General features: G+C 50.3%; 10 protein-coding genes and 1 riboswitch. Of the genes, 6 read left to right on the forward strand and 4 right to left on the reverse strand.

Annotated features, from left to right (window positions below; all coding sequences use genetic code 11):
• Positions 1-8 precede the first annotated feature (8 nt).
• Positions 9-1,016, forward strand: a complete 1,008-nt coding sequence (locus tag ICA20_RS08930) for a hypothetical protein (RefSeq protein ID WP_038641923.1) — start codon at positions 9-11, stop codon at positions 1,014-1,016.
• A 57-nt stretch (positions 1,017-1,073) separates the two neighbouring features.
• Here the strand turns inward: ICA20_RS08930 and ICA20_RS08935 are convergent, their stop codons facing one another.
• Positions 1,074-1,406, reverse strand: coding sequence for an RcnB family protein (locus tag ICA20_RS08935; RefSeq protein ID WP_129694953.1), 333 nt, complete (start codon positions 1,404-1,406; stop codon positions 1,074-1,076).
• Between the two features lie 823 nt (positions 1,407-2,229).
• On the opposite strand from ICA20_RS08935, the gene ICA20_RS08940 reads away from it, so the two are divergent.
• From ICA20_RS08940 to ICA20_RS08960, 5 genes are all read left to right on the forward strand, one after another.
• Positions 2,230-5,355 (forward strand): efflux RND transporter permease subunit, encoded by a 3,126-nt coding sequence (locus ICA20_RS08940; RefSeq protein ID WP_038641920.1) that lies wholly within the window; start codon positions 2,230-2,232, stop codon positions 5,353-5,355.
• On the forward strand, positions 5,348-5,965 hold the full coding sequence (locus ICA20_RS08945) for a TetR/AcrR family transcriptional regulator (RefSeq protein ID WP_038641918.1): 618 nt from the start codon (positions 5,348-5,350) through the stop codon (positions 5,963-5,965). The genes ICA20_RS08940 and ICA20_RS08945 overlap by 8 nt, the downstream gene beginning before the upstream one ends.
• A gap of 219 nt (positions 5,966-6,184) precedes the next feature.
• Positions 6,185-6,281: riboswitch (TPP riboswitch) on the forward strand.
• Between the two features lie 31 nt (positions 6,282-6,312).
• Positions 6,313-7,101 (forward strand): hydroxyethylthiazole kinase, encoded by a 789-nt coding sequence (gene thiM / locus ICA20_RS08950; RefSeq protein ID WP_038641915.1) that lies wholly within the window; start codon positions 6,313-6,315, stop codon positions 7,099-7,101.
• Complete coding sequence (gene thiD, locus ICA20_RS08955) at positions 7,098-7,898, forward strand: bifunctional hydroxymethylpyrimidine kinase/phosphomethylpyrimidine kinase (RefSeq protein WP_149282264.1); 801 nt, start codon at positions 7,098-7,100, stop codon at positions 7,896-7,898. The genes thiM and thiD overlap by 4 nt, the downstream gene beginning before the upstream one ends.
• Positions 7,899-7,940: 42 nt before the next feature.
• Positions 7,941-8,687 carry a GntR family transcriptional regulator gene (locus ICA20_RS08960; RefSeq protein WP_038641911.1) on the forward strand — a complete coding sequence of 249 codons (747 nt, stop codon included), beginning with the start codon at positions 7,941-7,943 and terminating at the stop codon, positions 8,685-8,687.
• On the opposite strand, the gene ICA20_RS08965 is transcribed toward ICA20_RS08960, so the two are convergent.
• From ICA20_RS08965 to ICA20_RS08975, 3 genes are read right to left on the reverse strand one after another with little or no spacing between them, the layout of a single operon-like run.
• Entirely contained in the window at positions 8,661-9,629 is a 969-nt protein-coding gene (locus ICA20_RS08965) for a PfkB family carbohydrate kinase (RefSeq protein WP_038641908.1), read from the reverse strand. The two genes, ICA20_RS08960 and ICA20_RS08965, sit on opposite strands and share 27 nt — an antisense overlap.
• The gene (locus ICA20_RS08970; RefSeq protein WP_038641905.1) at positions 9,626-10,630 is read right to left on the reverse strand and encodes an ADP-ribosylglycohydrolase family protein; all 1,005 of its coding nucleotides are present in this window, start codon (positions 10,628-10,630) and stop codon (positions 9,626-9,628) included. Before ICA20_RS08970 ends, ICA20_RS08965 begins: the two co-directional genes overlap by 4 nt.
• Positions 10,627-11,904, reverse strand: coding sequence for a nucleoside permease (locus tag ICA20_RS08975; RefSeq protein ID WP_038641902.1), 1,278 nt, complete (start codon positions 11,902-11,904; stop codon positions 10,627-10,629). Before ICA20_RS08975 ends, ICA20_RS08970 begins: the two co-directional genes overlap by 4 nt.
• Positions 11,905-11,952: the final 48 nt, after the last annotated feature.

The following is an 11,952-nucleotide window of genomic DNA, read 5'->3' on the forward strand; positions in this document are numbered from 1 at the left end:
AGCCAATTATGCGATTTGTCATTGGTTTGTTCTTGTTTTTTACGTCGTTTTACGTTTCGGCGATGTGTTATTCGGGTGATTTTTCTATCGGTAGTTCTGGAAGTAATAATCTCACCGCAACGGGAGAGGCAATTAAAGTGGATCTAAATAAAGCAAAACTTAATGAGTTTACCCCATCCACATTAAAATATGTCAATTTTCTGAGCTCGCAAAAATATCACTGCCAATATGCGAATAGTGGACTACAGGTAACACCACTTGAAAATAACAATATTACTTATTTTCGGGTTTCATCAGGGGAGAGTAACGATTTTGTATATGTAGCAGTAAGAATTGGAAATAATTTCGAGGGTGCATTTAATAAAGAAGAGAAAAGCACTTTATTTGGGACAATACATTACTTTAATTTTACGGGTTCTGATATCAACGATGTCTTACAGTACGGTGTCGAATATATGCTTGTGCCTATGGCTCAGGTAAATAAAGAGGTAATTATTAATAACTCTGCTTCACTTAACTCCCCGTTGTATTTTGTTGAGGCAAATGGCTCAGACAGGGATAAACATAATTTATCGCAAATTGTGCAGGTTGAATTTAATTACACACCCACGACCTGTTATTTTCCTGACACATCTGTAAAGGTAAATCCTATAAATTATCGCAGTATATCGAACGCTGGGGCGGAAAGTGCTAATAATAACATTGAAATAAAGTGTGATGATGTATTAGCATATTCGTCAAGACGGATTTATTATCGCTTTGAGTCTCAAAACCATGATGGTGATGTGTTGAAAAATGAATATCTCGGTGATGATAGCGCTGGTGATATCGGTTTTAAACTGGAATTAAATGGGGTCGGAGTTAGCTTAGATAACAACCGCTATGAGATCGTTCAAGGGAGAGGGGCGATAGCTAATAGTTACACTATCCCATTAAAATTTAAATATTTTCCATACGGGGAATACCACTCAGGTCACATATTAAGCCGCGTTAAAGTGGTGATCGGTTACGATTAATATAGATTAATTTTATGCTATTTACGCACTCCCTCATCAGAGCGAGTGCGTGTTTTTTCACCGATGATAAAAAATCTCGCCGTCGTAGGCTTTAATGATCTTAGCATCGGCATCATTGACCAGCACATACGCGCCGCCCATGTAGGTCCAGTGGGTGCCTGCTGTCGGTGCGGGCAGGTTGCGCAGATTCCACTGCTTAATAGTGTATTCGCTGGTGAGATACAGTGGTGGAACTTTGTCACCGGGTTTGAAATGGGTGAAGTCAGCAATAAAGCTGCTCAGCTCATATTTATCGATACCGGTGGGGGCAGCTGTTGCAGCCGGCGCGGCCCAGACGACACTGCTCGCAAGCAGGAGTGCACCCAGCAACGTTTTATTCTTCATACCCATCTTCTCTACCTCTTCGGGTCATCAAAATCAGTCATGTATCATTCCTGGCTTACAGGGCATCTGACAAGGACTTTTTTGTTATCACTCCAGTAATTTCGTAAAAAGTGTAAATGAATGTACAGCATTGCGACAATTTCGAGTGGCAATTTAGCGATGAGGTGTCACGTTTTTGCATATCAACTCAGGGTAGCGCTGTTCCACAGCATACATGAGTTGCTCCGGTTTCTGTGACCCGGAACAATTGTCTTCAAGAAAACCCACTACTGGAATGGAGTAAAAAAGTTGATGCTTGTTTAATCAATTTATTTACTTTACTGTAAAGTAAATAAATTGGCGAGGCTTTACTATGACGAACTTTAGTAAATGGGGAAAGTTATTAATTTTCATATTGTTAATGCCTTTGTCATGTCATCTTAAGGCATCTCTGCCTGGAGGGGGGGCTGTAGAGCCAAAGACGGTTGATCGCTGTCTTGTTACGCGGGACCGGGAGCAGGCTTGCTTTCAGTGTACCGATTTGAATTATCAGCATATGCAGTTACGACTCAGCTATTTACGTTTTTTACTACTCCAAAATAGTTTCACTATCCAAACCTATGACTATTTATGGCGTGAACATCAACGAACAATGTCTTGCCTCGAAATCAGCAGATACATTGTCGCAAAAGCAATCAATATTCTGCTATGCCCAGCAACGGTCAAATTACCCATACCTCAACCTGTTTTTAATTTGTGGCAAACATCGCATATGGCTTTTATTCAACGAGCCAGGCCTCCGCACGTGTTTTCACTGCGCGACCCCATTGACTAAACGGAGGAAAACACGATGCTGGCTCACTTCTTTATTTTCCGTCCTGTGTTCTCCGCGGTCATTGCTATTTGCATCGTTTCTGCTGGTATCCTGGCTCTTTTAACACTGCCTGTTGAGCAGTATCCGGATATTGCGCCACCGGGGGTGAACGTTACGGCAAACTACCCAGGCGCTTCTGCGCAAAACGTTGAGGACAGCGTAACGCAGCTACTTGAACAGCAAATAAAAGGAATTGATGGTCTGCTTTATTTTTCTTCAACCAGCAGTTCAGCTGGCCAGTCCCGTATTAGCCTTAGTTTTGAACAAGGTATCAATCCCGATATAGCCCAGGTCCAGGTACAAAATGCTGTAAACCAGGCTATGACACGGCTACCGCAGGAAGTGCAACAACAGGGACTTTCTGTGACTAAATCACAGGGAGATAGCCTGATGGTTATCTCCTTATATGACCAGAACGACCGTTTAACCAGTGTCAATATCAGCGACTTCCTTATCAACACGTTGCAGGAGCCCTTAAGTAGAGTTAAGGGGGTGGGAGAAACAACAGTGTTTGGTGCGCAATATGCTATGCGGATTTGGCTCAACCCACATCAGCTCAATAATTATGGTTTGATGCCCTCTGATGTACAAACGGCTATCGAGGCACAAAATTCGCAAGTTACCAGCGGAGAAATTGGCTCTCTTCCTTCTCTCAATGATCAGTATCTGAATGCGACGGTGACCGCCCAGTCCCGCATGGAAACATCGACGCAATTTGAAAGTATCATTCTTCGGACAAATAATGATGGCTCAGCTGTATATTTGCGAGATGTTGCTCGAGTCGAACTCGGGGCTGAAAACTATCAGAATCTGACCACACTTAATGGTCATCCTGCGGCTGGAATATCTATTCAACTCGCATCCGGAGCTAATGCTCTGGAAACTGCTGAAAAGGTTCGCGCTGAAGTTAACAGATTAAAAGAGCGATTTCCGCAAGGCATTGTAGTTGCCTATCCTCGTGACAGTACTCCGTTTGTGACGGTGTCCATCACAAATGTTGTGCAGACGCTGATTGAAGCGATCGTTTTTGTTGTGGTTGTAATGTATCTGTTCTTACAAAACTGGAGAGCCACATTAATTCCCTCATTGACGGTACCTGTCGTATTATTGGGCACATTCGGCATCCTCAGCCTGCTAGGGTATAGCATCAATACCTTAACACTTTTTGCCATGGTGCTTGCCATTGGGTTACTTGTCGACGACGCGATTGTCGTGGTTGAGAATGTCGAACGAGTAATGGAAGAAGAACATCTCGAGCCGCTGCAGGCTACGCTAAACTCCATGCGGGAAATAACCGGTGCATTAATAGGTATCGCGCTGGTCTTATCCGCAGTTTTTATTCCAGTTGCGTTTTTTGGTGGCTCAGTCGGCATTATTTACCGCCAGTTCACGGTCACCATTGTTTCTGCTATGGTGCTTTCCGTGCTGGTTGCACTGACTTTAACCCCTACATTGTGCGCTCATTTGCTTAAAAGCCGAAATGAGAAGAAAGGGAAATTCTTCACTCATTTCAACAGGTATGTCGAAAAAAGCCAGCATCGTTATATTAATGTGCTCGCGCAAATATCAGCACGCCCTGTGAGAATCATTATTCTCGCTTTTCTGATGTCGATGTTCATGGTTTGGCAATATCAAAAACTCGCGACCAGTTTTCTTCCGGAGGAGGATCAGGGGGCAATATCAATCCAGTTCACTCTTCCTCCAGGGGCGCCAATGTCAATGACTCAGAGGGTTGGAGATGAAATCACACGCTATTTCATGACGCGGGAGAATGCCAATCTTAACGCTATATTTACTGTCGCTGGACGAAATAACGCAGGTAGCGGGCAAAATGTGGGAATGTCCGTTGCTGAGTTAAAGCACTGGGACGAACGTCAGGGGGAAACTAACAGCGCTCAGGCTATTATCGCAAGAGCTAATCAATATTTTAATCAAACGTCTCAGAACGCCTCTGTCAGCATTGTATCGCCACCCACAGTTCGGGGGCTAGGACAATCCAGCGGGTTCGAATTATGGCTTCAGGACATTTCAGACCGCGGTTACCACAGTCTTAATCAGGCGCAAACAATGTTACTTACGGCTGCCAGAGAAAACCAAAATCTGAGCGCTGTGCGAATGAACAGCCTGGCCGAGAAGGCGTTGCTGCAGGTAGATATTGACAGACAAAAAGCACAAGCTCACGGCCTTGAACAGGCGGATATCAACGAAACGCTTTCTGCTGCATGGGGAGGGATTTACGTTAATGACTTTATTGACCGTGGCCGTGTAAAAAGGGTTTATATACAAGGTGATGCGCCATGGCGTTCACTACCTGAAAACTTATCCTCCTGGTTTGTACGTAACAGTAGCGATAATATGACCTCATTCGCCAGTTTTGCTTCCTTCCGCTGGACTACTGGTCCACAAATGCTTCAGCGATTCAATGGATTACCTGCTGTGCAATTTCAAGGAGACGCAGCTCCGGGAATAAGTTCTGGGGCAGCAATGGCTGAAATGGCCCGGCTGATAGCGCCAATCGAAGGATTTGATCTGCAGTGGAGCGGGATATCATGGCAGGAACAGGCTTCATCGGCACAGACACTATGGGTATATCTTGCCTCCGTTGCGTTCGTATTTTTATGTCTGGCTGCTTTATATGAAAGCTGGTCTGTGCCCATTGCTGTGCTGCTGATTATCCCACTTGGGGTTCTCGGCGCAGTGAGCGCAGCCTTGATCGCCGGATTTGAAAATGATGTCTACTTCCAGGTGGGTATACTCACAACGATGGGGCTCTCAGCAAAAAATGCAATTCTCATTATTGAATTTGCTCTGGCGCAAATCCGCAAGGGTAAACCTTTGATTCAGGCTGCTTTTGAAGGAGCAAGATTACGCTTACGTCCTGTCATCATGACGTCTCTGGCATTTGTTGTTGGTGTTATCCCTCTGGTACTCTCTACTGGCGCAGGGGCCTCCAGCCAAAAAGAGATTGGAACTTCGGTAATCGGCGGTATGCTCACAGGCACGTTACTGACGCTGCTCTTTGTCCCAATATTTTTTATTCTCATTCAGCAGGGAATCTCGAGACTGAAAAAAGGCAAACGTAAGGAATGCAATAATGGTTAATCAACGCGGGCGGCCAATGAAGTCCCGTCCTCGCATTTTACAAACGGCATGTGAGCTGTTTCTCAAGCATGGCATTGACGTGTCTCTTGATACTATTGCCAGTGAAGCAGGGACAACGCGGCCGACACTTTACAGCCATTTTCCAGGGGGAAAGGATGCTCTCCTGCTGGCAACGTTTGAATTTCTGAATGACAAAATGCAGCCGCCTTTACGCCAGTTGCTCCAGGAGCAACTGGATTTTCCCGATCTCCTGCGAGGGTTTGCCCGGGTTGTACAGAATCATTTCTACACCCCGGAGAATATCCATTTCCAGCGATTATTGATTCAAGTGCTGGTTCAAAAGCCCGATTTACATGTCATGCTGGAGCAAAGAAACTCTGGACGCGTTTTGCAGGCGTTGACGGAAATTCTGGAACAGAAAAATAATGAAGGAATAGTAACGCTAGATGATCCTGAATTACAGGCTACTGCTTTCCTCGGGGCCATTATGGGTTATCTCCTTCCTGGTGCAATAATTGCGCAAAAAGCAGTTGATCCCCATAAACTTGAGAAACTGGCTGAATGTTCAGTGGCAACGTTTCTGTCTGCCTGGAAATTTAAGCAGGGATGATCGTTGTGTCCCCGCATTGAGACGCTATACGAAATGCCTGAGTGGATGACGTCGCCTGCGCCAATGATCATCCTTTCCAGAATCAACCCCTGCTGTTCACTTCCCTCACTGACTGGTAAAGTATGTGGTGTGGATACATTCCGCCATTCAGTAAATGGATAGCAGGGGCTCGAGTATGTAAGTTTCTCTCGCTATCCTTTAATATTATTGAGTTTTATGTAAAACGACTCGGGGTGCCCTTCTTTGTGAAGGCTGAGAAATACCCGTACCACCTGATCTGGATAATGCCAGCGTAGGGAAGTCTGACACTGCTCGTGTCCCTTCTTCGCGCGGGCAGGAGCTGAACCATGCAGCCTGACCTGCACAGCCGCGCGCTCGCGGCCCATGCCTTACACCACTTTAGAACGCTTTCCCCCCTCACGCACTGTATGACCAATGAGGTCGTGCAAAACTTTACCGCCAATACGCTGCTGGCGTTAGGCGCATCACCTGCGATGGTGGTTGAACCTGAAGAAGCCAGCCAGTTTGCGGCTATTGCCAGCGCATTGCTGGTTAACGTCGGCACGCTTACCCTGGAGCGGGCCACGGCGATGCGCGTCGCCGTTGAGCAGGCGCTTCTTGCTAAAACCCCCTGGACGCTCGATCCCGTTGCCGTGGGCGCTCTTGAGTTTCGCCGCCGCTTCTGTCTGGATTTACTGTCGCTACAGCCAGCCGTAATTCGCGGTAATGCCTCGGAAATACTGGCGCTGGCAGGAATGAACGGCGGGGGGCGTGGCGTGGACACGACCGATACGCCAGCCGCTGCGCTTGGCGCGGCCCGGGCGCTGGCCCGTCAGGTAGAGACCATCGTCGTGGTGACTGGCGAAGTGGACTATGTTACCGATGGTCTGCGCACTGTCTGCGTGAATGGCGGCGATCCGTTGATGACGCGCGTGGTCGGCACCGGATGTGCGCTATCTGCGGTCGTTGCGGCCAGTTGCGCGCTGCCCGGTGACCGGCTTGATAACGTCGCCTCCGCCTGTAGCTGGATGAAACAGGCCGGACAAATCGCCACGCAACAATCGACCGGGCCGGGCAGTTTTGTCCCGGCATTTCTCGACGCCCTCTATAACCTGAACGCGCAGGAGCAAGCATGAAACGGATTAACGCATTAACGATTGCCGGAACCGATCCCAGTGGTGGCGCGGGTATTCAGGCAGATTTAAAAACGTTCTCCGCGCTTGGCGCTTACGGCTGTTCGGTGATCACGGCGTTGGTGGCGCAAAATACGCGTGGGGTGCAGTCGGTGTATCGCATTGAACCTGACTTTGTCGCTGCGCAACTTGACTCGGTGTTCAGCGATGTACGTATCGACACCACCAAAATCGGCATGCTGGCGGAAGCGGATATTGTTGAAGCGGTCGCCGAACGTTTGCACCGCCATCGGGTGCAAAATGTGGTGCTGGATACGGTAATGCTGGCGAAAAGCGGCGATCCGTTACTGTCGTCCGCGGCGGTAGAAACGCTGCGTACCCGTTTGCTGCCGCAGGTTTCAATTATCACCCCAAATTTGCCGGAGGCCGCGGCATTGCTCGGCACATCGCATGCGCAAACGGAACCGGAGATGTTAAAACAGGGAAGGGCGCTGCGAGCGCTGGGCTGTGAGGCGGTGCTGATGAAAGGCGGTCATCTGGAGGATGCGCAAAGCCCGGACTGGCTGTTTACCCGTGACGGCGAACAGCGTTTTACTGCGCCCCGTGTTATCACTAAAAATACCCACGGTACCGGTTGTACGCTGTCCGCAGCGCTGGCGGCGCTGCGTCCACGGCATAACAACTGGGCTGATACGGTACAGGAAGCCAAGCTGTGGCTTTCAGCTGCGCTGGCACAAGCCGACACCCTTGAAGTCGGGCAGGGAATAGGTCCGGTACATCATTTCCACGCGTGGTGGTAATGAGTATACTGGCAGCAGAAACGTCTGCCTGGAAAAAGATAAATGGAACAAGCGCATACCCAGCTTATCGCGCAACTGAATGAACGCATTGCAGCGGCAGATAACACGCCGCTGTATATGAAATTTGCGCAAACGGTGAAGAACGCTGTGCGCTGCGGGATCCTTGAGCATGGCAATATCCTGCCCGGCGAGCGCGATCTCAGTCAGTTGACCGGCGTGTCGCGAATTACGGTACGCAAGGCAATGCAGGCCCTGGAGGAAGAAGGTGTGGTGACACGCGCCCGCGGTTACGGGACGCAGATCAACAACATCTTCGAGTATTCGCTTAAAGAAGCGCGGGGTTTTTCGCAGCAGGTCGTTTTACGCGGTAAAAAACCAGATACGCTGTGGGTCAACAAGCGCATTGTGCCTTGTCCGGAAGAGGTAGCGCAGCAGTTGGCTGTTGCCGCCGGGAGTGACGTTTTTCTGCTCAAACGTATTCGCTATGTCGATGAAGACGCCGTTTCTATTGAAGAGTCATGGGTGCCGGTCCAACTAATACATGATGTGGATGCCATCGGCGTTTCGCTGTACGACTATTTTCGCAGCCAGCATATCTTTCCGCAGCGCACGCGCTCACGCGTCAGCGCCAGGATGCCTGACGCAGAGTTCCAGGCACACATTCAAATGGACAGCAAAGTGCCGGTGCTGGTGATCAAGCAGGTAGCGCTTGACCAGCAGCAACGGCCCATTGAATACAGCATCAGCTATTGCCGAAGCGATCTATACGTCTTTGTGTGCGAGGAGTAACGCCTCTCGCGAGGGGGCGCAATCGCCGCCGCGATGCCCGACTACCCAGGAAGCCACCGCATTGCCCAGCAGTACCGCATCAGCCAGCGGCCAGCCTGACGCCAGTCCGGCCAGCATGCCGCCGGCGTGGCTGTCGCCCGCGCCAATGGTATCCACGACGGTCGTCTTAAATGCTGGCACGCAACCGGATGTTTGCGCGCTGAAATACCACGCGCCGTCTTTATCGTGGCGTATCACCACCGGTGCGGCGAAACGACGCACCCATTCTGCGCCAAAACCCTCTACATCCTGGCTTAATGCAAACCGCTCGGCGGCAATTTCGGCTTCCTGTCGATTGAGTGATACCAGTGGTCGGCAGGCCATGATTCGCGCCATTAAGGCGTCTGAAATATCGCCGATTCGCGGACCAAAATCGATAAACGGCGTCACGTCTTCCAGACCTTCCAGCCACTGTGCCAGCAGCTCGCCACATGGAGAGGCTAACTGATAGCCTGACAGATAGACCAGGCTGTTACGCGGGATGTTCAGTCGCGCCAACCAGTCGGTGTTCCACTGGTTTTCGACGCCGCTAAAAGACATAAAGGTTCGTTCGCCATCCGGTTCCACCAGCGCCAGACACCAGCCGTTATCGCCTTCTGCGTTGTCGATCAGGCTATGCAATCCCTCTTTGGCCATCCGGTTGCGGATAATATCGGCCCATACCCCCTGACCCAGCGGTAGCGCATTGCTGGCGCTGATACCTAAACGCCTGAGCGCAACGGCAATATTGAGCGCGCAGCCGCCAATATTAACGCCTTGCTGCTTAAGCTCGATATCACACCCGCGCCAGGGGAGGGCATACGCATCGGCAATGACATCAATGACCGCTGCCCCCACCACCGTAACCGGCCTGTGTGAACCTAACTGGGGGAGAAGTTGTTGCAGACGCGTGGTGCTGTTCATAGCGCCTCCCGTTGTCCGCGCAGTCGTAGTAATCCATTGGCGTAGCGGGTAAAGTCCAGCTGATTTACCGCATCCAGTTCCTGTTTCAATGCCGGGTCAATCGCGCTTACGCCATGTAACGCACCGCAAATAGCGGTCGCCATTGCCCCGATGGTGTCGGTATCGCCCCCAAGATTCGCGCACAGAATGGCGCAGCGGTTAGGATCGGTCTGCGCCAGTTCGACCATCGCGATGGCGCAGGGCACGGACTCAATGGTGCTGGTTCCGGCCCCAACGACCTGGTATAACTGCTCGCTGGCGGACTCTATACCATCGGCATGACGGACGATTTTCAGCGCCAGTTCAAGACGGGCAGAGAGCGAGGCGCTAAAGGTGGTGATCCGTTTTTGCTGCGCATGTCGGGCAATGGCAGGCACAGCGTCGACGATCTCCGACCATTTTCCTCCGTCGATAGCACGCGACACCGCCCATGCGATGACGACAGCGCCGGCGATAGCCAGATCCGATTTATGTGTCGGGCTGGAGGCCAGTGCGACGTCATCAATAAAGGTATCGAGATCGCGCGCGGGCAGCAGACATCCCAGCGGCGAAACGCGCATTGCCGCTCCGTTAGTGACGCCATTATTTTCCAGTTCGGCAACAGGTTTGCCGTTGCGAATGGCATTTAGCGCAATTTTTGACGTTGGACCAAGCACGTTTTTATTAAAGGCATCGAAACGTTCGGCCCAGGCCAGAATATTGCGGCCAATAACGTCTGGAACTATCTTTCCATCACATTCAAGCAAGGCATCGGCCAGACACAGGGCCATGGATGTGTCATCGGTAAACTCCGCCTGGTTAAAATAACAGGCGGCATTATTCTCCGCAGGTCCAGGCAAAAAACGGTCGATCCAACCGAAGTGTGCTTTAACCCGGGTTCTTGGCCACAGTTCAGACGGCATGCCCATCGCATCCCCTAACGCCTGCCCATAAAGAGCACCGAGAATACGTTCTGCTTTCATTTCACTTCCCCTTGTTTCAACGCTACATCGCGATCGTCCACCTGAATGGCGGTAATTTCTTTATCTGATTCGCGAAAGAAAATCATAAACAGCACGGCAATGACGGCGATCATGATCGCGCCAAATCCCCACATGCCCGCCCAGTTGAAGGTGAGACCATTAATCGGTTCCTTATAGGCAAACATTTTTTCCATCATTACGCCGCCCAGGCGATAACCGAGCAGGCTACCGAACCCCTGACAGCAGAGCGTGATAAGCCCTTGCGCTGCGGTGCGCATGTGTACCGGCGCTTTTTTATCGACATAGATATAGGCCGTAACGTAGTAGAAGTCGTAACTGACGCCGTGTAGCAGAATGCCGAGAAACAGCAGGGCATAAGTGAAATATTCTTCCGCACCGCCGTAAACGAAGAATCCGTAGCGGATAGCCGCAGTAATAAGACCAAGCAGTAATACCTTTTTAATGCCAAAGCGTTTGGTGAAGAACGGCAGCGCCAGCATAAAGAAGATTTCAGAGAACTGGCCCAGCGTCATCCAACCGGTCGCATTTTTCATCCCCACTTCTGTCAGATAACCGTTGGCGAAGATGTAATAAAATGCCAGCGGCATGGCAAACAGGAATGAGCAACAGAAAAAGACGAGAAAGTTCTTATCCCGCAGCAGGATCAGCGCATCCAGCCCCAGCATGACTTTGAAATCCATCTTGCCGGTACTTTTCGGCGGCGTATCCGGTAAAAAGAACGCAAAAACGCCTAACAGCGCGGAACTTCCGGCCGTAACAAGCAGGGGGATATTGGTGGGGGAAATATCGCTATAGCCGAGCATTTGCGGCAAGAAGCCGCAGGCTAAACCAGACGCAATCCAGCCAATGGTGCCCATCACGCGAATGCGTGGGAAATCACGTTCCACGTCCGGTACGTTGGCAAAAGCGATACTGTTGGTTAACGCAATTGTCGGCATATAGGTCAGTGAATAGGCCAGTAACAGCGGGAAGAATCCGCTAAAGGTGGTTTGCTGCGCGGCGAAGTACATCAGGATAGCGCCGACAAACATCAATACGGCGAGGACTTTTTGCGCTGAGAAGAAACGGTCAGTGATGGAGCCGACCAGAATCGGCGACAGGATCGCAGCAATGGCGGTACAGGCGTACGACCAACCAATTTCACCCGCGGTAAAGCCACTTTTGCTGAGCCACAGCCAAAGCGGGACAAACCAGGCGCCCCAGATAAACCACTCAACAAACATCATGAACGACAGCTTAACTGTAGTTTTCATCTTTAAATCCTTCATGACAGGTAAGGTACGCGTTGATAGTACCACCTG

This window comes from Citrobacter sp. C5_2 (assembly GCF_014596845.2).
Lineage (GTDB): Bacteria > Pseudomonadota > Gammaproteobacteria > Enterobacterales > Enterobacteriaceae > Citrobacter > Citrobacter werkmanii.